This is a genomic window from Candidatus Pantoea formicae (genome assembly GCF_011752625.1).
Lineage (GTDB): Bacteria > Pseudomonadota > Gammaproteobacteria > Enterobacterales > Enterobacteriaceae > Pantoea > Pantoea formicae.
In genome coordinates this window covers 683,487-706,254 of sequence record NZ_VWXD01000002.1, presented here as the reverse complement: position 1 = coordinate 706,254, position 22,768 = coordinate 683,487, and the positions used below count along the sequence as shown (strand labels likewise).

Below are 22,768 nucleotides of genomic sequence, written 5' to 3'. Positions count from 1 at the left end.
TTGGGAATCATCTTGCAATCGGTCATGGTAGCCGACGAGGATTAATTAGCAAAATAATGAATGTGATTGCGGTAGCAGAAGCAGTCACCTGACAAAGGTGGTATACTTTTGCGCCTCGGATGCGGGCGCCTCTGCGATACCCGTAATTATATGATTTTACCAGTTAAGTGCCGATGCTTTTAGCACTTATTTGCCCAACGAAGCTGTGTCGCCATGAAGTTTATCATTAAGCTCTTCCCTGAAATCACCATCAAAAGTCAGTCGGTGCGTTTGCGCTTTATCAAAATCCTGACAGGCAACATCCGCAATACCTTGCGAACCCTCGATGACGAGATCGCCGTGGTACGTCACTGGGATCACATCGAAGTGCGCGCAAAGAAAGAAGCGTTGCGCGCTGTGGTGACCGATGAGCTGACGCGCATTCCCGGTATCCATCATGTCTTGGCGGTAGAAGATCATCCTTATACCGACATGCACGATATCTTCGAGCAGACATTGGCGTTGAACCGCGAGCGTCTGGAAGGGAAGAGTTTCTGCGTACGCGTGAAGCGTCGTGGTAAGCACAGCTTCAGCTCAATTGATGTTGAGCGTTACGTCGGTGGCGGCCTTAATCAGCATATTGAAACGGCTCGCGTGCAGTTGAATCACCCGGATGTCACGGTGAACCTGGAGATCGAAGACGATCGTCTGCTGCTGATCACCGGTCGTTATGAAGGGCTGGGCGGTTTCCCAATTGGCACGCAGGAAGATGTGCTGTCGCTGATCTCCGGTGGTTTCGACTCCGGTGTTTCGAGCTACATGCTGATGCGTCGCGGCTGTCGTGTGCACTACTGCTTCTTCAACCTGGGCGGTGCGGCACACGAAATTGGCGTGCGTCAGGTCGCGCACTACCTGTGGCAGCGTTTTGGTCGTTCGCACCGCGTACGTTTTGTGGCGATCAACTTTGAACCTGTGGTCGGCGAGATCCTCGAAAAAGTGGATGATGGCCAGATGGGTGTAGTGCTGAAGCGCATGATGGTGCGTGCGGCTTCTATGGTTGCAGAACGTTACGGCGTGCAGGCGCTGGTGACCGGTGAAGCCTTGGGTCAGGTATCAAGCCAAACGCTGACCAACCTGCGCTTGATCGATAACGCATCGGATACCCTGATTCTCCGTCCGTTAATCTCGCATGATAAAGAGCACATCATCGATTTGGCGCGCCATATCGGCACCGAAGACTTCGCGAAAACCATGCCTGAATATTGTGGTGTGATTTCGAAAAGTCCAACGGTGAAAGCGGTGAAGGCGAAGATCGAAGCGGAAGAACAGAACTTCGATTTCGAGATTCTCAATCGCATGGTGCAGGAAGCGACTAACGTGGATATCCGCGAAATCGCTGCACAGGCGCAAGAGGAAGTGGTTGAAGTTGAGACTGTGGCCTCATTCACCAGTAATGACGTGGTGTTGGATATCCGCTCTGTCGATGAGCAGGAAGATAAGCCGCTGGCACTGGAAGGCGTGGAAGTGAAATCGCTGCCGTTCTATAAGCTGAGCACGCAGTTTGGCGATCTGGATCAGGGCAAAACCTGGCTGCTGTATTGCGACCGTGGTGTGATGAGCCGCTTGCAGGCGCTGTATCTGCATGAGCAGGGCTTTAAAAACGTGAAGGTTTATCGCCCGTAAATACCCGGTGCGCATGAATGTGCACCCTACGAAAACGGCACTCAGTCACCGTAGGGTCGCCATTTATGGCGACCAAAACACCGGGCAAATCCTCAGGTCGCCTATTGGCGTAATGCCTGTCAGTTAAGGTCCTGTACGAATGAGGTCGCCATTTTAGGAATGGCTGCCTTTTCTTTTGCACTATTTAGCATTTTGGGGCGGGCCCCAGCACCTCTGCTACTGCCGGGCCGTCCTCGCGCCGCTTCGCGGTGCCTTCGGCTGCAACGTCGTGCCGGCCGGAACGTTCGGGTACGGCCGTCCTGGCCTACCCGAACTGCCTGTCGCATCCCTGCGACTGGCTCCTGGCACAACGTCTCTGCCTCAGCGCTGCGAATAGCCCTTGCAGCATCAGAGGCGCTGTGGCCTCAAACACTGTGCCCTTTGTGGAAGTAAAAGCGCTATAGCCTGTGTCATCGTGCCCTTTCCAACAGCGTAAACGGAAGTCAGCAAGCAGGCTGGTGCCGCTCAGGGGATGGCATTTCGCAGCGCTGAACGGAATGAGGAAGCCAGGAGAGCCAGCATGGATGCTGGTGAAAGGTGCAGCCGGGACAGGGAAAGTCCCGTCTGCGCCGGTCCGTCAGGCTGACGAGTGAAGTGAAGGTACCGCGTCAGCGGCGCGAGGACCGCCAGCCCCTGAGCGGCACCAGACTGCGTTACCATCACATGCTTAACTGACAAGTATTACGCCTATTGGCGACCTTTCTTATTCACGCTCTTCAAATTCCTGATAATTATAAATCCCTGCCGCAAGCACCAACTGTGACGCGACTTCACGCGCTTTATCTTTATCCACCAGCAGGTCGATCAGCTTCAGCGCAAAATCCATTGAAGTACCCGGCCCTTGGCTGGTCAGCAGATTGACGCGTGGATCCCAGACAACGCGGCGCTCCATCCAGTGTTTATCGGGAATGGTGTCACGTAAGCCCGGAAAACCGGTCATATTACCGACCGGGAACAGGTCGTGCGGTATCAGAACCGTGCCCGGTGCTGCGCAAATTGCGGCAACAATTTTGCTAGCCAGATGAAATTGGCGCACGGTTTCCACCAGTAGTGGGCTGTCCCGGAACGTTTCTGCACCTTTCAGCCCTCCTGGCAGTACGATTGCGTCGTAATCATTATCCGCCACTTCCACTAAGGGGGCATCTGCCAGCAGGCGTACGCCACGCGAGCAGACAATCTCACGTGTCCCGTCACTTTCTACACTGGCGGTGGTGACGCTCAACCCCGCGCGCACCAGCAGGTCGATCGTGGTGACCGCTTCGATCTCTTCACTGCCATGTGCCAGGCAAACCAGAACCGATGCGTTCGCGCTCATATTGGGACTCCTTGCGTTTAATCAAATCGTACATACGGGTGTTCTCCGGCAGTGAAATACCCTGCGCGCGGGCTCGGCGCAGCAGGTAGCCGGTGATGTAATCAATCTCTGTCTGTCTCTGCGCGCGGACGTCCTGCAGCATCGAGGAGGTATTGGCGGCCGTGTTTTCGATCACGTCATAAATGATGTCACGCAAGTTATCGACCGCAATATGCTGTCCTTCTCGCTCCATTACCCAGGCTATCTCTTCACACAACGTCGCGATTTGTTGCGGCCAGGCGCGTAGCGCACCGTTCTGGCAATCATGTTCGACGGTGAGCGGATTGATCACGCAGTTCACCGCCAGTTTGCGCCAGCTGGCAGAAGCAATGTTGTCGTGCCAGGCGACGTCCGGCAGCGCCTGGTGCAGAATATCGGCGATGTCGCTCAGCGCGGCGCTTTCCCGGCTGGTTGGACCGATATGGGTGATGCCGTGCGCCACGTGTTTGATCACAGTGCCATCGCGCATCGCGGCGTGCGTGGTAATACCGCGCAGCAGTGGCTGTGAAAGCTCTTTGAGTTCTTCCAGCGTTCCCATACCGTTATGCAGTAACAGGATCGGCACATGGGCGGGAAGCACGCTTTGCAAATTTTTCACCGCTGGAGAAACCTGAGGCGCTTTCAGTGTGACTAGCAACAGTTGGCTTTCGGCAAGAAACAGTGGGTCGTTGGCGATAAACGTGTGATTGCTGGCATGACCCTGCGGATCAATCACGTTTACCGAGCAGTAAGGCTGTGGCACGCGCAACCAGCCTTGAACCTCATGTCCCTGACGTGCAAGGGCGGCGAGCCAAATTTGGCCCAGGGCGCCGCAACCCAACACGGTAATTTTCATTTCGCCTCCGCTGAGGGGTTCTCAAATTCACCACACCGGTAAGTATAGCTTTCCGCGTATCGTGTTTTATTAGCGCCGTAAGATGCGTATTATGCATGTCACTTTAGTATCAGGAGAAGAAAAGATGCCATCTTTCGATATCGTTTCCGAAGTCGAACTGCCGGAAGTGCGTAATGCGGTGGAGAATGCCAACCGTGAAATCTCAACCCGTTTCGATTTCCGCAACGTGAGTGCAAGCATTGAGCTCAACGAAAAGAATGAGACCATCAAAATCACCAGCGAATCTGATTTCCAGGTTAAACAGCTGGTGGATATTGTGCGTGAAAAGCTGCTGAAGCGCGGCATCGAAGGCGCAGCGATTGAAGTGCCAGAGGAGATCGTGCACAGCGGTAAAAGCTGGAGCGTCGAAGCCAAGCTGAAGAAGGGCATTGAGAGCGATGTCGCGAAAAAGATCGTAAAACTGATCAAAGACAGCAAACTGAAAGTGCAGACGCAGATTCAGGGTGAAGAGCTGCGCGTCACAGGTAAATCACGTGATGATCTGCAAGGTGCCATGGCGCTGGTGCGCGGCGGCAACCTGGGACAACCTTTCCAGTTCAAAAACTTCCGCGATTAATCGCGTTTGTCGCGTGCGGCACGACGATAGAGCGTGCTGCGCGCCACCCCTAATGCCTCTGCCGTTTTACTGATATTACCGTTAAAACGCTGCAGCGTTTCGCTGATCAGCCGCTCATCATGACTGTGCTTATCTTCCGCTGGCACTGCCGCCGCTCGGCGATATTCGGCTGGCAAATGCACATCAGTGACTTCTTCGCCTTCATCGGCGAGAGCTAATAGCACTCGGAGTAAACTGCGCAGTTGGCGCACGTTGCCGGGCCACGGCAGCTGTGCTAATGATTCCAGCAGGGCAGGTGAAAGCTGGATATCGCGTTCAGCTCCGCCCAATTCACACCATAAGCGATGAATAAAGCCTTGCACATCAGGCCAGGCACGCAACGGTGGAATAGTCATGGAAAACTCTTGCAGTCGATACAGCAGGTCCTCGCGGAACTCGCCTTCTGCAACCCGCAGCGCCAAATCGCGATGCGTCGCGCAAACCACGGCAAAATTCACCGGCCAGCTACGGCTGGAACCCAGCGGAGCCACCTCTTTCTCCTGCAATACCCGTAGCAAACGGGTTTGTAGCGCCAACGGCATATCGCCGATCTCATCCAAAAACAGCACGCCGCCATCGGCCTCACGAATTTTACCGATATAGCCATTTTTACTGGCCCCGGTAAAGGCACCAGGCTGATAACCAAAAAGCTCGGATTCAATCAGTGCTTCCGGAATGGCAGCACAGTTGATGGCAACGAACTTGCCATCGCGCCAGCGGCTTTGTTGATGCAGTGCGCGACTCACATACTCTTTACCGCTGCCCGTTTCACCGTGAATGCACAGAGATACGCCCGCATTCATCAGACGAACCATTTTTTCGCCATCACGGCGCAATGAGAAAGGTAAGTCAACGGCCGGTTCACTCGGCGTGGCAAAGTGCGCGCGATGGGGCGCGCGCAGGCGGAAATAGTAGCGCTGCTGAGCATAGTCAATCGGTAAGGGAAGGGTGTTGGCTTGCTGCTCCAGCTGAAAAAACAGCTGCTGGAAGGTCAGGGTGCCCAGCTGTTCGGCGCTCAGCTGCAGTTCTTTCATGGCCAGGCGATTGGCAGCTGTCAGCACGTTATCCGAAAACACCAGCAGCAGCTCGTCGCTGGTATCAATACCCTGTGGCTCACCGTGCAGGCTCATCAGCCATTGTTGTGGATGCAGGCTCTGCTTAACCCACAAATATTCAATCTGCTTAGCTGCCGCTTTTACCCACTGGAAGGTGTTTGGATGCGGAAAGTGTGCTGGGCCTGAAATGTCCAACACACCGGCAATCTGACCGTTCGGCATTTGCAACGGCATTGCGGCGCAATACAGCCCTTGATTGAGCGTCAGGAAATGTTGCTGTCCCTCAATCTCACAGCCGTCATCAATGGCCAGTGCGGTGCCAATGGCATTGGTGCCGCGCCCGCATTCGCTCCACAAATTACCGGGCGCCAGTGCAAAGCGCTGCGCTTTTTCCATCGACTGCATATCGCCGAAGGTATTCAGCACCAGACCGGTGGCATCAGAGAGGATCACCACCGACTGCTTTTCGGCCAGTTTCTGCGCCAGATGTTTGATCACTGGTTGCGCAAACTGCTGTAAGCCGGCATTGCTGGCGAGTACATCTGCCAGCTCACCCTGGCGAACGCGAGGAAAATCATCGGCGGTGCGGTCGAGACCATACAGCTGGCTACGGAACCAGGAGTCGCTTAACAGCGGATTGGAATGAACGGCAAACGCGGCTGAATTTCCCTGCATTGGTAACCTCATGCCTAAGCGAAAGTGTTGCAGCATTGTAGCGGCTCGGTTTCTGCTGTGTTGCGATACGCAACACAGATGAGAAGTTTTTATGACCGAACCCACGCGATTAAAAGGGCTATTGGTTTTATAAATTGATGATAGATAAAACGATTTTTCGAAAATTCGCAAGCTTAAAAAAACTGGCACGTCCGCTGCAATAGTCTGTATGGCAGCGGGCTGTTCAATCTGTTGACCCACAGGTTGCCGCTGCCAGCTAACAATAAACGACCCTACATTAAGGAGTTTGCGATGCGTTATGCACATCCCGGCACGCCCGGCGCTTTGGTCAGCTTTAAAGCGACCTACGGCAATTTTATTGCGGGCAAATTCATAGAGCCGCTCAGCGGCCAATATTTCACTAACACCTCGCCAGTTGATGGCAGCGATATTGCCCAGTTCCCTCGTTCGGATGCGCGCGATATCGATTTGGCATTGGACGCTGCTCATCAGGCCGCTGACGCCTGGGGAAAAACCAGCGTACAACAGCGTGCCAATCTGCTGCTTCAGGTGGCCGACTGCATTGAAAAAAATCTCGAAATGTTGTCCGTGGCAGAGAGCTGGGACAACGGTAAACCTATCCGTGAAACACTGAATGCTGACCTGCCGCTGGCGGTGGATCATTTCCGCTACTTCGCCGGTTGTCTGCGTGCGCAGGAAGGCAGTACCGCTGAGATTGATGAAACCACCGTCGCGTATCACTTCCATGAACCGCTGGGCGTGGTCGGGCAGATCATCCCGTGGAACTTCCCGCTGTTAATGGCGGCGTGGAAACTGGCTCCTGCTCTGGCTGCAGGTAACTGCGTGGTGCTGAAACCGGCTGAACAAACGCCGCTCGCGATTACGCTGCTGATGGAGTTGATTGGCGACCTGTTCCCGGCCGGTGTGCTGAATGTGGTGCAGGGGTTTGGTCGCGAAGCCGGTGAAGCACTGGCGACCAGCAAACGTATTGCCAAAATCGCGTTTACCGGTTCAACGCCGGTCGGGCGTCATATCATGGCGTGTGCCGCTGAAAACATCATTCCTTGCACGGTTGAGCTGGGTGGCAAATCGCCGAATATCTACTTTGCCGATGTGATGGACGGCGAAGCTGACTTTATCGATAAAGCGGTGGAAGGGCTGGTGCTCGGTTTCTTCAATCAGGGCGAAGTCTGTACTTGCCCTTCGCGAGCGTTGATTCATGAATCCATTTACGACGCCTTCATGGCGCGCGTGATGGATAAGGTGGCGAATATCCGCCGTGGTGATCCGCTGGATACCGACACCATGATTGGTGCTCAGGCATCACGCCAGCAATTCGACAAAATCCTGTCTTATATCAACATTGCACGTGATGAAGGCGGGCAAATTCTTACAGGGGGCGATCGCGCCAGCGTCGCTGCTGAACTGGATAACGGATTCTATATCCAGCCAACCCTGATCAAAGGCACAAACCAGATGCGTTGTTTCCAGGAAGAGATTTTTGGGCCCGTCATTGGCATCACCACCTTTAAAGATGAAGCCGAAGCTTTGGCTATCGCCAACGAAACGCAGTTTGGCCTCGGCGCGGGGGTGTGGACGCGAGACACTAACCTGGCATACCGGATGGGCAGGGGTATCAAGGCGGGTCGCGTTTGGACTAACTGCTATCACATCTATCCCGCACACGCGGCCTTCGGTGGCTATAAGCAATCGGGTGTGGGACGCGAGACGCACAAAATGGCGCTGAGCGCCTATCAACAAACCAAAAATCTGCTGGTCAGCTATGGCACTGCGCCTTTGGGCCTGTTCTGAGTCCGCATCCGATCAAATGGAGAGTGAAAGATGAATATGCAAATCAAAACCACCATGAAAGCCGCCGTTGTAAAAGCGTTTGGCGAACCCTTAGTGATTGAGCAAGTGCCGGTACCGCAAGTCGGGCCGGGGCAGATTCTGGTAAAAATCGCCGCGACTGGCGTGTGTCATACGGATCTCCACGCGGCTGAAGGCGACTGGCCAATTAAGCCGAATCCCCCGTTTATTCCCGGCCATGAAGGTGTCGGACAGGTTGTGGCGCTGGGTGAGGGCGTGAAACACCTCAAGCTGGGCGATCGCGTGGGGGTGCCATGGCTCTATTCTGCCTGTGGGCATTGTGAGCACTGCCTTGATAGTTGGGAAACACTGTGTCTTTCACAACAAAATGCGGGCTATTCAGTCAACGGCAGTTTCGCGGAATATTGCCTGGCGGATGCGAACTATGTCGGGATTATCCCGGAAAATATCGATTACAACGAAATCGCGCCGATCCTTTGTGCAGGCGTCACCGTGTATAAAGGGCTAAAAATGACGGATACCAAACCCGGTGACTGGGTTGTGGTGTCAGGCATTGGCGGCTTAGGGCATATGGCGGTGCAGTACGCCGTAGCCATGGGGCTGAACGTGGCGGCAGTAGATATTGATGATGAAAAGCTGGCATTTGCTAAGCGCCTTGGTGCGAGCGTGGTGGCGAATGCGAAGAATGTCGATCCGGCCAAAGTTTTCCAGGAAAGCTTCGGCGGAGCACATGGCGTGCTGGTGACGGCTGTCTCTCCTAAAGCCTTTGAACAGGCGATTGGCACCATGCGTCGTGGTGGCACTATGGTGCTGAACGGTTTGCCACCGGGTAAATTTGATCTGTCGATTTTCGATATGGTGCTGGACGGGATAACGGTGCGCGGTTCGATTGTCGGCACGCGTAAAGATCTGCAGGAAGCGTTGGATTTTGCCGGTCGCCATAAAGTGAAAGCCAACGTGGCGGTTGAGCCGTTAACCAACATCAACGACATCTTCGCACGTATGCACGCAGGTAAGATTGAAGGGCGTATCGTGGTGGATATGTCGCTTTAATTAGCGTGATGGTTTGTGGCGGTGCGGTTAATCGCTCCGCCACAGAGTGTATGACTGCTAACTAACAGCTGGCGAGCAGTGCTTCGATTTCGACGCGGCTCGTCACTTTACTGTCTATTTTGATGTAGGCACTTTTCTCTTCCGGCACGATAAAGACCGAAGAGACACCCGGTTGCGCTTTTAAACGTTTCTCAAGGTTAGGTACCGCCAATACGGTATCACTAAGTACCATACGCAGGCTGCTGACGTAAGGCGGCTCCTGCATCGACATCGCCACAAACAGCCATGCAGCTGCGACAATCGCGCCGACCAGGAACACGGTTTGCGCGTCAAAGTGACCGAAAATCCAACCGCCTAAACTGCCGCCAATCGCCACGCCAATAAACTGGCTGGTGGAGTAAATGCCCATCGCTGTGCCTTTGTAGCCCGGCGGTGATTCTTTACTGATCAGCGAAGGCAGAATCGCTTCCATCAGGTTGAAGGCGAGGAAGAACAGTTGTACGCCAATCACTAAGGTCCAGAAATGCCCAGCCGCACCCCACAGTACGATCTCCGCGATGATGATCAGTGCCACGCAGGTGACGAACACGCGCTTCATGCGGCGCTTCACCTCGGCGTAGATGATAAAGGGGACCACGGCGACAAAAGCGACCAGCATAGTCACCAGATAGACTTTCCAGTGCTCAGACGCGGGAAATCCTGCTTGTTCAAACTGGCCGGGCAGTGCGACAAAGCTCGACATCAGCAAAATGTGCAGGCAGAGAATACCAATGTTGAGTTTTAACAGCTTCGGATTGGTGAGCACCGCACGAATGCTGCCTTTTACGATGCCAGACTCACGATTGAGTAAGTGATTAGGCGCGTTTGGCACCACCAGCAGCGTGATGACAATACCGAGGCTGGCAAGGATAGCGATCATCCAGAACAGGGCGTGCAGACCTAATGCATGGGTCACGATCGGTCCGACCACCATTGCAATCGCAAAGGTCACGCCAAAGCTGATACCGATAAACGCCATCGCTTTTGTACGGTTCTGCTCACGAGTGAGATCGGATAATAGCGCCATAACAGCAGCGGCAATCGCACCTGAACCTTGCAGCGCACGACCCAGAATCACACCCCAGATGGAGGTGGTCATTGCGGCTATCACGCTACCGAGAACAAAGATTAATAATCCACCGACAATAAGAGGCTTGCGACCGACGCGATCGGAAAGCAAACCGAAAGGGATCTGGAATACAGCTTGTGCCAGACCATAGATACCAATTGCCAGACCAATTAAGGTTTCACTGGCACCCTGTAACGCCATACCGTACGTGGTAAGCACCGGCAGGACCATAAACATTCCCAGCATGCGCAGGGAAAAAACAGTGCCTAAACCCCATGTAGCCCTAAGCTCTACTGGAGTCATTTTATTGTCGTTCATTCCAACCTCTGTAAGTTTATGCCCTTCATACTTCAAGCCGCAGATGCGTTGGCTGCGCACGTTCACCCTGGTCACTGACATTAGTCAGCTCTCAGGGATTCACATACTTGCCGCCTGCCTGCATCTCGAATTATTTTGGGCATTTAGCTCTCATTTTAGGGAGCAGGGCAGGGCGGGTAAAACATTTGTTATTAAGCAGTGGTAACAAAAAGAAAGGGCGCGAAATTCGCGCCCTTTCTGGAGTTGCGGAGCTGTATTACCAAACGTAAGTCAGCAGGTCTTTTGATGCCGGCGTCATGAAATCAACCGACATCATCACGCTCAATGCAGTGATAGCGACAATCGAGAACACAAACAGTTTACGCGCCCAAACTTTATCATTTGAGGTTTTGTAACCTGAAAGTGCCATCCCAAGCCACCACACACTCACTGCCGCAGCAACCACCAGATACTTGTAACCCGCATATCCGCCGAGTGTCAGCATCAGAGTGGCAATCATAAACGCCAGGATGTAGAGCGTAATATGATTTTTTGCTACCGAGATACCTTTCACCACTGGCAGAACCGGGATGTTGGCCGCCTGATAATCCTTAAAGCGGAAGATGGCAATCGCGTACGAATGCGGCATCTGCCACAGGCTAAAGATAGCCAATAAGATCAGGGCGCCAGCATCAAACTGGTTGGTGACTGCGCAGTAGCCAATGACCGGTGGCGCTGCACCAGAAAGGCTACCAATCAGTGTGCCGTAGACTGAATTACGCTTCATATAGAGGCTATAAACGCCTACATATACGACGAAGCCCATCACCGCCAGCCACATGGCCAGCGGGTTAGCACCGAAATACAGCAGCGCAAAGCCAGCAATACCCAATGCGGTTGCATAAACCAGGCTTACTTTCGCCGAGATCAGGCCTTTGACCAGAACACGGTTCCGCGTCCTCTCCATCTTGATATCGATATCGCGGTCAATCACGTTGTTGAAAACACAACCTGATGCGACAACCAGCGATACACCCACCAGTGCGTAGAGGAACAGGGTGTAATCAATGCTGCCTTTAGAAGCCAACAGGAATCCACCGATCACAGAAATTAAATTGCCGAAAATAATTCCTGGTTTTGTTACTTGCAGGTATTGCTTAATCATTACGCGACTCTTTAGTGAACCATCATGTTGTAGTTCAGGTTCCACATAATCCACAGTGAGCCTACAACAACAATCAGAATGATGAGTGCTGAGAAGACAATGGCCACCATGTTCCAGCCACCTTCTGATTTGCTGTCTAAGTGCAGGAAGTAGACCAAGTGTACTAACACCTGAACCACTGCACACACCAGAACCACACCCAGAATGGTACCGTGAGATGCGCCGCCATCCATTACCATCCAGAACGGAATACCGGTCAGGATGATAGAGAGGATGAAGCCGATCATGTAAGACTTCACACTACCGTGAGAAGCGCCATGTTCGTTAGCAGAATGACTCATTACATGGCTCCCATCAGATAGACAACGGTGAATACGCAGATCCACACCACATCCAGGAAGTGCCAGAACAAGCTGAGGCACATAATACGGGTGCGGTTAGTGGCAGTCAGACCACGTTTAGAAACCTGGAACATCATCACTGCCATCCAGATCAGGCCCGAGGTCACGTGCAGACCGTGGGTACCGACCAGCGTAAAGAACGCTGACAGGAAGCCGCTGCGGTCAGGACCGAAGCCTTCCATGATCAGGTGATGGAATTCATAGATTTCCATACCGATGAAGCCGGCACCAAACAGGAAGGTCAATGCCAACCAGCTGATGACCGAACCCTTGTTCTGGTTGTTCATCGCAATCACTGCCATTCCATAAGTAATGGAGCTGAGCAGCAGGAGCGCGGTTTCAACCAGCACAAACGGCAGTTCAAAGATGTCTTTACCTGCCGGACCACCGGCAGTGTTATTGACCATAACTGCATAGGTCGCAAACAGGGTTGCGAAGATAATGCAGTCACTCATCAGGTAGATCCAGAAGCCAAAGACTTTATTGGCTCCTGCATCGTGATGCCCATGCTCCGCATGGGCGTCGTGGTGGTGATTAGTCACAGTTTCAGTTGCCATTATTTCAGACCTGCTTTGCTGATTTCATCAAAGTGCTTCTTCTCCAGCTCCTCAATCTGAGCAACGGGTACGTAGTAATCCACGTCTTCGTCGAAGCTCTTCACAATCCAGGTCACAATTGTGGCCAGGAAGGTAAGGCCAGCCAGCCACCAGATGTGCCAGATCATCGCGAAACCAAATACGGTCATAAACGCTGCGATAATCAGAGCTGCGCCGCTGTTTTTCGGCATATGAATTTCTTCATATTTTTCTGGTTGCTTGTACGCTTCGCCTTTTTCTTTCATTTCCCAGAACGCATCACGCTCGTGGATATGTGGGATCACAGCAAAGTTATAGAACGGAGGAGGTGAAGAGGTTGCCCACTCAAGCGTACGACCGCCCCACGGGTCACCGGTCAGGTCACGGTTCTGATCGCGGTCACGTACAGAGACCCAGAACTGGATAACCTGGCACAGGATACCGCATGCAATCAGTGCCGCACCGCCTGCTGCAACAACCAGCAGTGGGTGGAACTGAGGATCGATGTCCTGGCTGATACGACGGGTCATACCCATGAAGCCCAGCGCGTACAGCGGCATAAAGGCAACGAAGAAACCAATGATCCAGAACCAGAATGCACGGATACCCCATTTTTCGTTCAGGGTGAAGCCGAATGCTTTCGGGAACCAGTAGGTCACGCCAGCCATACAACCGAACACCACACCACCGATAATAACGTTATGGAAGTGTGCAATCAGGAACAGGCTGTTGTGCAGAATGAAGTCCGCACCTGGAACCGCCAGCAGAACACCTGTCATACCACCAATAGAGAAGGTGACCAGGAAGCCGATAGTCCACAGCATCGCTGAGTGGAACTCAACGCGACCCTGATACATGGTGAACAGCCAGTTGAAGATTTTCACGCCGGTTGGAATGGCGATGATCATCGTCATAATACCGAAGAAGGCGTTAACGTTCGCACCGGCACCCATGGTGAAGAAGTGGTGCAGCCAAACGATGAACGACAGTACGGTAATCGCGATGGTTGCCCACACCAGTGAGGTGTAACCAAACAGACGCTTTTTAGAGAAGGTCGCAGTGACTTCAGCGAAGACACCAAACACCGGCAATACAAGGATGTATACTTCCGGGTGACCCCAAACCCAAATCAGGTTGACGTACATCATCATGTTACCGCCCATTTCATTGGTGAAGAAATGGAAGCCGAGGTAACGGTCAAGCGTCAACAGTGCCAGCGTAACGGTCAGTACCGGGAACGCAGCGATGATCAGGACGTTGGTGCAAAGTGCAGCCCAGGTAAATACAGGCATCTTGAACAAGTCCATGCCCGGCGCACGCATCTTCAGAATGGTCACGAAGAAGTTGATACCGGTCAGTGTCGTACCGATACCGGACAGCTGGAGACTCCAGATCCAATAATCGACCCCGACGCCAGGACTGTATTCCGCGCCCGAAAGCGGTGGATAAGCCAACCAGCCAGTCTGTGCGAACTCGCCCACACCCAGAGAGATGTTCACCAGGACCACACCGATCGCAGTAAACCAGAAGCTCAGGTTGTTCAGGAACGGGAACGCAACGTCACGAGCACCGATTTGCAGCGGTACCGCGATGTTCATCAGACCTACCACGAAAGGCATCGCCACGAAGAAGATCATGATCACGCCGTGAGCGGTGAAGATCTGGTCATAGTGGTGCGGTGGTAATATGCCGGCTTCGCCTGCGGAAGCCATAACTTGTTGGGTACGCATCATTACCGCATCGGCAAAGCCGCGCAGCAGCATCACGAATGCCATGATGCAATACATAATACCCAGTTTTTTATGGTCGATGGAGGTGAACCATTCTGACCACAGATATTGCCACTTACCAAAATAGGTAATCGCGGCAACCAGTGCCAGACCACCCAAGATGATAGCAGCAACAGTGACCACGATAATGGGTTCGTGGTACGGCACTGCATCCAGTGTTAATTTTCCGAACATCGTATTATTCCTCGGCTCCCGCAGCAGCGGCGTGATTCATGTCCATACCTTTGTGCTCTGGCATGTCCATCTTCCCGTGGCTCATCATGAACTTATCAATAACCTGCTTGAACAGTTCTGGATTCGCAGTTGAGAAATATTCCACTGGGTGATTTTCGCTTGGCGCAGCCAGTTTCTCGAAATCATCCATGTTGGTCAGCGCGTTAGGTGCCGCTTTAACTTTATCAACCCACTGCTGGAATTCAGCATCGTCTTTGGTGGCAATGGCTTTGAACTTCATGCCAGAGAAACCGCGACCACTGAAGTTCGCAGAGATACCGTCGAATGTTCCTGGCTCATTGGCGATCAGGTGCAGTTTAGTCTGCATGCCCGCCATGGCGTAGATCTGGCTACCGAGCGTAGGAATAAAGAAGGAGTTCATTACGGAGTTGGAGGTGATCTTGAAGTTCACCGGAGTATTTGCCGGGAAGGCAATCTGGTTAACGGTTGCAATACCCTGTTCAGGGTAGATAAACAGCCATTTCCAGTCCAGCGCGACAACATCAATCTCAATCGGTTTCACGTCAGAGACGAGCGGTTTGCTTGGCTCCAGAGCGTGAGTCGATTTCCAGGTCAGCACACCGAGGAAGATAATGATCAGGATCGGAATGGTCCAAACCACAGCTTCTACTTTATTAGAGTGTGACCAGTTAGGGCTATATGTTGCATTAGTATTTGATGCCCGATATTTCCAGGCAAAGAATACCGCCATGAAGACTGCTGGGATTACGACGATCATCATCAAGCCGAAAGCTGTCAGAATCAACGAACGTTGCTCCAGTGCAATCTGTCCTTTGGGATTTAACAACGCACTATCACAGCCACTGAGTAATACAGCGCCTGCAATTAATGACAAAATCCCCAAACTTTTATTGTATTTCCTGAGTCTCATTTAACGACCTCAATGACAAAGGGCTCTATTGTCGTTTAAGTGTGCGCGCATTTTACGGGAAGGTTTATGCAGTGTAAACCAGCTTAAGGATGTGTCAGATGGCTGTTGACACCTTTTGCTAAGGGTGTCACAGATGTTGCGCAGGGTGACAAATTATTAATTACGACAAGCAGTTGGCGGCAATATAACAAAAACAGATGACAGAAACCGTAGAAAAATCAGGGAAAGCATAAACCGTACTTTTAATGCTCATTTATTTAACAATTATGTAGCATTTGGGTGATGAATTTCCTACAAAGTAATTGCTCACCGGATTTTAATATTATCTACGGGTGTTAATTAAATGTTTCTTTTTCGCGATGAAAAAAATGCTATTCGTTAAAATGAGTGCATCGTTATTTTTTTAGCCAAATATTGAGTGATTGGCAAATTACGAATACTTAACTCAGATTGTTACTTGCCATCTTTCGCAAAGCCAAACAGTCCAGCATGACCCCTAACGCAACAGCGACCAGTGCCAGCACCATGCCAGCCTCAAAAAGCGGCGCAAGCCAGTGCGCTATCTGTGCAATGCCAGCGGCATTGAGCGCCAACGCCAGCAACCATAACACCAGCAGGCTACAGCCGACGCTAAATAAGCGCACTGTCCAGCGATAGCCCTCTGGCCAGAGGCTGCGCATCACAAACTCACCGCTTTGCTGAAGGGCCAGCAGCGTGCCGCGACAAACCCAGAGTAGTAACAACCCCGGCACACCGGCGAATACCGTAAAGGCATAAAAGGTCGGCCATCCCCATAGATCCACCAGCCAACCCGCAGCAGGCCCGACATAAACGCGACCGACAGCAGAGAGCGCAGAAAGTAGGGCGAACTGTGTGGCGGAGAAAGACTTGTTGCACAACGTCATTAACAGGGCAACGAAGGCCGCGGTGCCCATGCCACCACACAGGTTTTCGATGAACACCGCGCTCGCCATACTCCATAAATGTGGAGGGGTGACGGCCAACAGCCAATAAGCAAAGTTAGAGACGGCCTGTAAGATGCCGAAGATCATCAAGGCGCGGAACAGACTCAGGCGCTGCATCAGCACGCCGCCGTAAAGCGCACCGACAATCGTTGCGAGCAGTCCGAGTGTTTTATTAACTAAACCGACATCCCCAGCGCTGAATCCAACGCCACGAATCAGGAAGGTGGTGGTCAGCGAGGCGGCAAACGCATCGCCCAGCTTATAGAGGATGATTAAGGTGATCAGAAGCCAGGCATTGTTACGCAGGAAGAAGTCTTTTAACGGGAGTGATACCGCCTGGCGAAGCGAGTGGGGTTCGCGTGCGGGCGCTGCGGGTTCTTTTGCCAAGAGGGTGGCGATCAATCCTGGCACCATCAACAGGGCCATGAGCCAATAAGTGGCTTGCCAGCCTAAATAGCGATCCGCCAGCCAAAGCGCAAGCCCCCCTGAAATCAGCATCGCCAGACGGTATCCGAGCACGGTAATAGCCGCACCGCTGCCGCGTTCTTCAGGCGGCAACACATCCGTTTTCCAGGCATCAAAGACAATATCCTGCGAAGCCGAGCAGAAGGCGACGATCACCGCCAGAGCGGCAAGCAGCGTCAGGTCACGCGAAGGTTGCATGAAACCCATGGCGATGATGCCCGCAATGAGCGCCAGTTGTGTGACCAGCAACCAGCCCCGGCGGCGTCCGAGAAACGGCGGGGTATAACGATCCATCATCGGCGACCACAGGAACTTGAACACATATGCTTGGCCGACAAGGGAGAAAAAACCAATGGTTTTCAGGTCAACATTCTCGACGGTCATCCACGCCTGTAAGGTGCCTGCTGTTAAGGCCAACGGCAGTCCTGAAGCAAAACCCAATAGCAGCAAAACGGCCGCATTACGTTGGGTAAAAATACGCAGATAATGAGAAGTCATAACCAACCTGAAATGATGCCCGGCCAAAGATAGCCGGGCAGAATAGCTGAGGAATTAGCGGGCGTTCTGTTTGATAAACTCGTGAACGCTGGTGTCCTGCGCCATATCAGCAATCACGTCACTCAGGGTTGAGTTAACCGCGTTGGTGATCTTCGCGTTAGTGGCGGTAAACGCGCCTTCTACGCTGTAAGTCTGACGGTAATTTTTCACCTGCTTGTTACCGTTTTTCGCGGTCGCAATGATGGAAATGTCAGCTTTGGTCGTAATGCTGTAACGCACGTTACCTTGTGTCACATCAGCGTAAAGACCATTCACCACAATCTGCAGGTCAACCGCACCGTTAGGTCCGATCATATAACCGCGTGCAGTCATCTGCTTCTCCAGCACTTCCTGTAGCAGGAAACGCAGATCGCGAGATGGCGTTAAAGTGACTAACTGACCGTCACGATTCACTTTTGCCAGTGCCTGATCGGAACGCTGATCGGCACCGTTAACGCTGATGGTCGCGCCCATTAAGCCAGGATCTTGCTGTGGCAGCTGGATCTTAGGCTGAATGTTCAGGGTAGTGTTATTGCTGGCGCAGCCGGCCAAAATAAAAGCAGCCAGCAGAGGGAATAACAGTTTTTTCAACATACTCATTCTCGTTAGCATATGGGTTGGTTTGCAAAACTGCGGCCATCATAGCATTGCGCGACGGCGAAAAAAGCCCCGTGCCAGTGGAAATTGATTGTAAAGGCTTTTTTCGGACAGACGGTCACGTAACAGCGTTGACCTGAAGAATGAGCCCGTTAAGATGCGCAGCAGATCTGGAATTATTTCCGGTGCGCCTGCGGGATGGGCAAAAAACCTACTAATATTTAAACAGATGGGCACAGCGCTCGCCGTTGAGGAGAGTTAACAATGATTCGCGAACAAATAGAAGAAAAGCTGCGTAAGGCGTTCGAACCTGCACATCTCGAAGTGCATGATGAGAGCTACCGTCATAACGTGCCCGCTGGTTCTGAAAGTCACTTTAAAGTCGTGATTGTCAGCGACCTGTTTACCGGCCAACGATTCCTGCAGCGTCATCGCGCCATTTATGGCGAATTGACGGAAGAGTTGGCAGGAAGCGTGCACGCGCTGGCATTGCATACCTACACACAAAAAGAGTGGGATGGATTGCAAGACACTGTACTGGCATCCCCAAACTGTCGTGGTGCGGGCACCCTCGCCTAAACCTGCCAAAATCCTTTCTTTAAAACGGCCTGCGGGCCGTTTTCTTTTCATTTATTACCCTTAAACGCGATCCATGGCGCAAAAAAGCAGCAAAACCGCTAAAAAGTGGTGAGTTTGCAGCCTCGACTCATTCCAGCGATGCCGCTATAATGCGGCGTCTATTTTTCCGGAATGTCTTCGGGACGCTTCTGGTGACAGGGATTAGGTTCTGCCTGCAGAGGCTGTCCCGATTGTTGGATACGGCGCATTTAATGTGTGGTGTCTGAAGTTGACCGAGCACGTGATTTTTTGAGGTAACAAGATGACAGTTTCAGTAGAAACCACTCAGGGTCTGGGCCGTCGCATTTCGATTACTGTTCCAGCGGACAGCATCGAAAGCGCAGTGAAGAAAGAACTGGTGGAAGTGGCTAAGAAAGTCCGTATCGACGGTTTCCGTAAAGGCAAAGTGCCAGCGAACATCATTTCTCAGCGCTACGGTGCTTCTGTTCGCCAGGACGTGCTGGGCGAGCTGATGACGCGCAACTTCGTTGACGCCATCATCAAAGAGAAAATCAACCCAGCTGGCGCACCTAACTACGTGCCGGGTGAGTATAAAGAAGGTGAAGATTTCACCTACGCGGTCGAGTTCGAAGTGTATCCAGAAGTTGAGCTGAAAGGCCTGGACGCAATCGAAGTTGAGAAGCCAGTTGTTGAAGTTACCGACGCTGATGTCGACACCATGCTGGAAACCCTGCAGAAGCAGCAGGCGACCTGGAAAGAGAGCGAAGCTGCAGCGACTGCTGAAGATCGCGCAACCATCGACTTCTCTGGTTCAGTAGACGGCGAAGAGTTCGAAGGCGGCAAAGCGTCTGACTTCGTACTGGCGATGGGCCAGGGTCGTATGATCCCAGGCTTCGAAGAAGGTGTTGTTGGCCACAAAGCGGGCGAAACCTTCACTATCGACGTGAAATTCCCAGACGATTACCACGCTGAAACCCTGAAAGGGAAAGACGCGAAGTTCGAAATCGTGCTGAAGAAAGTAGAAACTCGCGAGCTGCCAGAACTGACTGAAGAATTCATCAAACGCTTTGGCGTTGAAGATGGTTCCGTTGCTGGTCTGCGTGCAGAAGTGCTTAAGAACATGGACCGTGAGCTGAAAGGCGCTATCCGTAATCGCGTGAAAACTCAGGCGATTGATGGTCTGGTTGAAGCCAACGAAATCGACGTACCTGTTGCGTTGATCGACAGCGAAATCGACGTTCTGCGTCGTCAGGCTGCTCAGCGTTTTGGTGGCAACGAGAAGCAAGCTTTCGAGCTGCCGCGTGAACTGTTCGAAGAGCAGGCAAAACGTCGCGTTGTTGTTGGCTTGCTGCTGGGCGAAGTGATTCGCATCAACGAGCTGAAAGCTGACGAAGACCGCGTTAAAGCGCTGATCGAAGAGATGGCTTCTGCGTACGAAGATCCGCAAGAAGTGATCGAGTTCTACAGCAAGAACAACGAGCTGATGAACAACATGCGCAACGTCGCACTGGAAGAGCAGGCTGTTGAAGCGGTACTGGCGAAAGCTAAAGTGACCGACAAAGCAACTAACTTCCAGGAGCTGATGAACCAGACCTCAGCGGCTTGATCCTTTAGTTAACCGAAAGTGCTAAGCCCGTGACTGAAAAGTCGCGGGCTTTTTCTTTTTTAGGGGCTAAGCACACAGATTTGTCCTCTATTTGCTTAATTAATCGGCAAATTGTTCGCTAAGCTCTTTTTCCGTGTTAGCGATTGAGCAAAAGGTTGTTATGCTTGAAACAACTGGGCAGCATCCCCAGATACAGGGAGAATGCATGAAAACAGTGAGACTGGCTGATTAACCGTCCTGTTATGTCGGAGTGAGGGGGCAGCGCATAGTTTTCCCGACGCGCCTCACGTAATATCGGTACAGAATGTTGCCAATGAAATTTATCAGGAGACGGTAATGTCATACAGTGGCGATCGTGAATTTACTGCACCGCACATGGCGCTGGTGCCAATGGTGGTCGAACAAACCTCGCGTGGCGAGCGTTCTTACGACATCTACTCCCGCCTGCTCAAAGAGCGTGTGATCTTCCTGACCGGCCAGGTTGAAGATCATATGGCTAACCTGATCGTGGCGCAGATGCTGTTTCTGGAAGCTGAGAATCCTGAAAAAGACATTTATCTCTACATTAACTCGCCAGGCGGCGTGATTACTGCCGGGATGTCGATTTATGACACAATGAAATTCATCAAGCCGGACGTCAGCACTATCTGTATGGGTCAGGCTTGCTCGATGGGTGCGTTCCTGCTGACCGCAGGTACGAAGGGCAAACGCTTCTGTCTGCCTAATTCCCGTGTGATGATTCACCAGCCGCTGGGCGGTTATCAGGGCCAGGCGACGGATATCGAAATCCATGCGCGTGAAATCCTGAAAGTGAAACAGCGTATGAATGAATTGATGGCTGAACATACCGGCAAATCGTTGGAGCAGATCGAACGCGACACTGAGCGCGATCGTTTCCTCTCCGCCAGCGAAGCGGTAGAGTATGGCTTGGTAGATTCCATCCTGACGCATCGCCAATAAGACACATCTGCCTGCCCCTTACGCTATAGTTAAGGGCGTAGGCAGGTGAGTTGAATGAATATCGGCCGTTGATGTGCGGCCAGTGCCGTACACCAAATTGGGTCTGAGAACGAAAAGAGGTTAGCTGATGACAGATAAGCGCAAAGACGGTTCAGGTAAGTTGCTGTACTGCTCTTTCTGCGGCAAAAGCCAGCATGAAGTCCGTAAGCTGATTGCCGGGCCGTCAGTGTATATTTGCGACGAATGTGTTGATTTGTGCAATGACATCATTCGCGAAGAGATTAAAGAAGTTGCCCCGCATCGCGAGCGCAGTGCTCTGCCGACGCCGCATGAAATTCGTCATCATTTAGATGATTACGTCATCGGTCAGGAAAAGGCTAAAAAAGTGCTGGCGGTAGCGGTGTACAATCACTACAAACGTCTGCGCAATGGCGATACCAGCAATGGTATCGAGCTGGGCAAAAGTAACATTCTGCTGATCGGTCCAACCGGTAGCGGTAAAACGTTGTTGGCTGAAACGCTGGCACGTCTACTGGATGTTCCGTTTACCATGGCGGATGCCACCACCCTGACCGAAGCGGGTTATGTGGGTGAGGATGTGGAAAACATCATCCAGAAACTGCTGCAAAAGTGTGATTACGACGTGCAGAAAGCACAGCGCGGTATCGTCTACATCGATGAAATCGACAAGATTTCTCGTAAGTCAGACAACCCGTCAATCACCCGTGACGTTTCCGGTGAAGGCGTACAGCAGGCTCTGTTGAAACTGATCGAAGGGACTGTGGCTGCTGTTCCTCCGCAGGGCGGACGTAAACATCCGCAGCAGGAATTCTTGCAGGTTGATACCTCTAAGATTCTGTTTATCTGTGGTGGTGCATTTGCTGGCCTCGATAAAGTGATTTCCCAGCGTGTTGAAACCGGATCGGGTATTGGTTTCGGTGCAACGGTAAAAGGTAAATCGCAGAAAGCCAGCGAAGGCGAGTTGCTGTCGCAGGTTGAACCTGAAGATTTGATCAAGTTCGGTTTAATTCCTGAATTTATTGGTCGTCTGCCCGTCGTGGCGACACTGAATGAATTGAGCGAAGAAGCGCTGATTCAAATTCTGCGTGAGCCGAAGAATGCGCTGACGAAACAGTACCAGGCGTTGTTTAATCTGGAAGGTGTTGAGCTGGAATTCCGTGATGAAGCGCTGACGGCGATCGCCAAGAAAGCGATGTCACGTAAAACCGGTGCACGTGGTCTGCGCTCTATCGTTGAAGGCGCACTGCTGGAAACCATGTACGACCTACCTTCAATGGAAGACGTTGAGAAGGTGGTGATTGATGAGTCAGTGATTGACGGTCAATCAGAGCCGATGCTGATTTATGGCAAGCATGAAGCTCAGGCTTCTGGCGAATAAATAAGCAATCGCACCATGTGGTTATCTTAAAAAGGGGAAAATGTTTTCCCCTTTTGTTTTT

The 22,768-nt window shown here is 52.2% G+C and carries 19 protein-coding genes; 8 read left to right on the top strand and 11 right to left on the bottom strand.

What is annotated here, in order from left to right; genetic code table 11:
• Nucleotides 1-213: 213 nt before the first annotated feature.
• A complete protein-coding gene (gene thiI, locus F3J38_RS07995; protein ID WP_167136620.1) occupies nucleotides 214-1,662 on the top strand; it encodes a tRNA uracil 4-sulfurtransferase ThiI in 1,449 nt (482 codons plus the stop codon).
• 742 nt (nucleotides 1,663-2,404) lie between these two features.
• On the opposite strand, the gene yajL is transcribed toward thiI, so the two are convergent.
• Together yajL and panE are read right to left on the bottom strand one after the other, a co-directional pair.
• Nucleotides 2,405-3,016: a protein deglycase YajL gene (yajL, locus tag F3J38_RS07990; protein WP_167136617.1), complete on the bottom strand. Its 612-nt coding sequence runs from the start codon at nucleotides 3,014-3,016 to the stop codon at nucleotides 2,405-2,407.
• Nucleotides 2,970-3,890 (bottom strand): 2-dehydropantoate 2-reductase, encoded by a 921-nt coding sequence (gene panE / locus F3J38_RS07985; protein WP_167136614.1) that lies wholly within the window; start codon nucleotides 3,888-3,890, stop codon nucleotides 2,970-2,972. The genes yajL and panE overlap by 47 nt, the downstream gene beginning before the upstream one ends.
• A gap of 124 nt (nucleotides 3,891-4,014) precedes the next feature.
• Between panE and F3J38_RS07980 the strand changes: the two genes are divergently transcribed.
• The gene (locus F3J38_RS07980) at nucleotides 4,015-4,506 is read left to right on the top strand and encodes a YajQ family cyclic di-GMP-binding protein (RefSeq protein ID WP_167136611.1); all 492 of its coding nucleotides are present in this window, start codon (nucleotides 4,015-4,017) and stop codon (nucleotides 4,504-4,506) included.
• Here F3J38_RS07980 and F3J38_RS07975 read toward each other — a convergent pair.
• Nucleotides 4,503-6,275 carry a sigma-54-dependent Fis family transcriptional regulator gene (locus tag F3J38_RS07975; protein ID WP_167136608.1) on the bottom strand — a complete coding sequence of 591 codons (1,773 nt, stop codon included), beginning with the start codon at nucleotides 6,273-6,275 and terminating at the stop codon, nucleotides 4,503-4,505. The genes F3J38_RS07980 and F3J38_RS07975 overlap by 4 nt on opposite strands.
• Before the next feature lie 291 nt (nucleotides 6,276-6,566).
• Between F3J38_RS07975 and exaC the strand changes: the two genes are divergently transcribed.
• Both exaC and adhP read left to right on the top strand, forming a co-directional pair.
• Nucleotides 6,567-8,087 carry an acetaldehyde dehydrogenase ExaC gene (exaC, locus tag F3J38_RS07970; protein WP_167136605.1) on the top strand — a complete coding sequence of 507 codons (1,521 nt, stop codon included), beginning with the start codon at nucleotides 6,567-6,569 and terminating at the stop codon, nucleotides 8,085-8,087.
• Nucleotides 8,088-8,123: 36 nt separating this feature from the next.
• A complete protein-coding gene (gene adhP, locus F3J38_RS07965; RefSeq protein WP_176505736.1) occupies nucleotides 8,124-9,158 on the top strand; it encodes an alcohol dehydrogenase AdhP in 1,035 nt (344 codons plus the stop codon).
• A gap of 61 nt (nucleotides 9,159-9,219) precedes the next feature.
• Here adhP and F3J38_RS07960 read toward each other — a convergent pair whose 3' ends face one another.
• From F3J38_RS07960 to F3J38_RS07925, 8 genes are all read right to left on the bottom strand, one after another.
• Nucleotides 9,220-10,584 (bottom strand): MFS transporter, encoded by a 1,365-nt coding sequence (locus F3J38_RS07960; RefSeq protein ID WP_167136602.1) that lies wholly within the window; start codon nucleotides 10,582-10,584, stop codon nucleotides 9,220-9,222.
• Nucleotides 10,585-10,840: 256 nt separating this feature from the next.
• Nucleotides 10,841-11,728 carry a heme o synthase gene (cyoE, locus tag F3J38_RS07955; protein WP_084935819.1) on the bottom strand — a complete coding sequence of 296 codons (888 nt, stop codon included), beginning with the start codon at nucleotides 11,726-11,728 and terminating at the stop codon, nucleotides 10,841-10,843.
• 11 nt (nucleotides 11,729-11,739) lie between these two features.
• Nucleotides 11,740-12,069 carry a cytochrome o ubiquinol oxidase subunit IV gene (locus tag F3J38_RS07950; protein WP_084935818.1) on the bottom strand — a complete coding sequence of 110 codons (330 nt, stop codon included), beginning with the start codon at nucleotides 12,067-12,069 and terminating at the stop codon, nucleotides 11,740-11,742.
• Complete coding sequence (locus F3J38_RS07945; RefSeq protein WP_167136600.1) at nucleotides 12,069-12,686, bottom strand: cytochrome o ubiquinol oxidase subunit III; 618 nt, start codon at nucleotides 12,684-12,686, stop codon at nucleotides 12,069-12,071. Before F3J38_RS07945 ends, F3J38_RS07950 begins: the two co-directional genes overlap by 1 nt.
• A complete protein-coding gene (cyoB, locus tag F3J38_RS07940; protein ID WP_167136597.1) occupies nucleotides 12,686-14,668 on the bottom strand; it encodes a cytochrome o ubiquinol oxidase subunit I in 1,983 nt (660 codons plus the stop codon). The genes F3J38_RS07945 and cyoB overlap by 1 nt, the downstream gene beginning before the upstream one ends.
• Nucleotides 14,669-14,672: 4 nt before the next feature.
• Nucleotides 14,673-15,599 carry a cytochrome o ubiquinol oxidase subunit II gene (gene cyoA, locus F3J38_RS07935; protein ID WP_167136594.1) on the bottom strand — a complete coding sequence of 309 codons (927 nt, stop codon included), beginning with the start codon at nucleotides 15,597-15,599 and terminating at the stop codon, nucleotides 14,673-14,675.
• A 440-nt stretch (nucleotides 15,600-16,039) separates the two neighbouring features.
• Nucleotides 16,040-17,527, bottom strand: a complete 1,488-nt coding sequence (ampG, locus tag F3J38_RS07930; RefSeq protein WP_167136591.1) for a muropeptide MFS transporter AmpG — start codon at nucleotides 17,525-17,527, stop codon at nucleotides 16,040-16,042.
• Nucleotides 17,528-17,581: 54 nt separating this feature from the next.
• Nucleotides 17,582-18,160, bottom strand: coding sequence for a lipoprotein (locus F3J38_RS07925; protein ID WP_034828101.1), 579 nt, complete (start codon nucleotides 18,158-18,160; stop codon nucleotides 17,582-17,584).
• 267 nt (nucleotides 18,161-18,427) lie between these two features.
• Here F3J38_RS07925 and bolA point away from each other — a divergent pair, with 267 nt between their 5' ends.
• From bolA to clpX, 4 genes are all read left to right on the top strand, one after another.
• Nucleotides 18,428-18,742, top strand: a complete 315-nt coding sequence (bolA, locus tag F3J38_RS07920; RefSeq protein ID WP_039330055.1) for a transcriptional regulator BolA — start codon at nucleotides 18,428-18,430, stop codon at nucleotides 18,740-18,742.
• Between the two features lie 301 nt (nucleotides 18,743-19,043).
• Nucleotides 19,044-20,348, top strand: coding sequence for a trigger factor (tig, locus tag F3J38_RS07915; protein ID WP_167136588.1), 1,305 nt, complete (start codon nucleotides 19,044-19,046; stop codon nucleotides 20,346-20,348).
• A 336-nt stretch (nucleotides 20,349-20,684) separates the two neighbouring features.
• Nucleotides 20,685-21,308 (top strand): ATP-dependent Clp endopeptidase proteolytic subunit ClpP, encoded by a 624-nt coding sequence (gene clpP / locus F3J38_RS07910; RefSeq protein WP_013508134.1) that lies wholly within the window; start codon nucleotides 20,685-20,687, stop codon nucleotides 21,306-21,308.
• A gap of 127 nt (nucleotides 21,309-21,435) precedes the next feature.
• The gene (gene clpX / locus F3J38_RS07905) at nucleotides 21,436-22,707 is read left to right on the top strand and encodes an ATP-dependent protease ATP-binding subunit ClpX (RefSeq protein WP_167136586.1); all 1,272 of its coding nucleotides are present in this window, start codon (nucleotides 21,436-21,438) and stop codon (nucleotides 22,705-22,707) included.
• Nucleotides 22,708-22,768 lie beyond the last annotated feature (61 nt).

Bases quoted from the DNA above. Each gene is read 5' to 3' on its own strand.
- thiI (WP_167136620.1), top strand. From the start codon at position 214: ATGAAGTTTATCATTAAGCTCTTCCCTGAAATCACCATCAAAAGTCAG.
- yajL (WP_167136617.1), bottom strand. From the start codon at position 3,016: ATGAGCGCGAACGCATCGGTTCTGGTTTGCCTGGCACATGGCAGTGAA.
- panE (WP_167136614.1), bottom strand. From the start codon at position 3,890: ATGAAAATTACCGTGTTGGGTTGCGGCGCCCTGGGCCAAATTTGGCTC.
- F3J38_RS07980 (WP_167136611.1), top strand. From the start codon at position 4,015: ATGCCATCTTTCGATATCGTTTCCGAAGTCGAACTGCCGGAAGTGCGT.
- F3J38_RS07975 (WP_167136608.1), bottom strand. From the start codon at position 6,275: ATGCAGGGAAATTCAGCCGCGTTTGCCGTTCATTCCAATCCGCTGTTA.
- exaC (WP_167136605.1), top strand. From the start codon at position 6,567: ATGCGTTATGCACATCCCGGCACGCCCGGCGCTTTGGTCAGCTTTAAA.
- adhP (WP_176505736.1), top strand. From the start codon at position 8,124: ATGCAAATCAAAACCACCATGAAAGCCGCCGTTGTAAAAGCGTTTGGC.
- F3J38_RS07960 (WP_167136602.1), bottom strand. From the start codon at position 10,584: ATGAACGACAATAAAATGACTCCAGTAGAGCTTAGGGCTACATGGGGT.
- cyoE (WP_084935819.1), bottom strand. From the start codon at position 11,728: ATGATTAAGCAATACCTGCAAGTAACAAAACCAGGAATTATTTTCGGC.
- F3J38_RS07950 (WP_084935818.1), bottom strand. From the start codon at position 12,069: ATGAGTCATTCTGCTAACGAACATGGCGCTTCTCACGGTAGTGTGAAG.
- F3J38_RS07945 (WP_167136600.1), bottom strand. From the start codon at position 12,686: ATGGCAACTGAAACTGTGACTAATCACCACCACGACGCCCATGCGGAG.
- cyoB (WP_167136597.1), bottom strand. From the start codon at position 14,668: ATGTTCGGAAAATTAACACTGGATGCAGTGCCGTACCACGAACCCATT.
- cyoA (WP_167136594.1), bottom strand. From the start codon at position 15,599: ATGAGACTCAGGAAATACAATAAAAGTTTGGGGATTTTGTCATTAATT.
- ampG (WP_167136591.1), bottom strand. From the start codon at position 17,527: ATGACTTCTCATTATCTGCGTATTTTTACCCAACGTAATGCGGCCGTT.
- F3J38_RS07925 (WP_034828101.1), bottom strand. From the start codon at position 18,160: ATGTTGAAAAAACTGTTATTCCCTCTGCTGGCTGCTTTTATTTTGGCC.
- bolA (WP_039330055.1), top strand. From the start codon at position 18,428: ATGATTCGCGAACAAATAGAAGAAAAGCTGCGTAAGGCGTTCGAACCT.
- tig (WP_167136588.1), top strand. From the start codon at position 19,044: ATGACAGTTTCAGTAGAAACCACTCAGGGTCTGGGCCGTCGCATTTCG.
- clpP (WP_013508134.1), top strand. From the start codon at position 20,685: ATGTCATACAGTGGCGATCGTGAATTTACTGCACCGCACATGGCGCTG.
- clpX (WP_167136586.1), top strand. From the start codon at position 21,436: ATGACAGATAAGCGCAAAGACGGTTCAGGTAAGTTGCTGTACTGCTCT.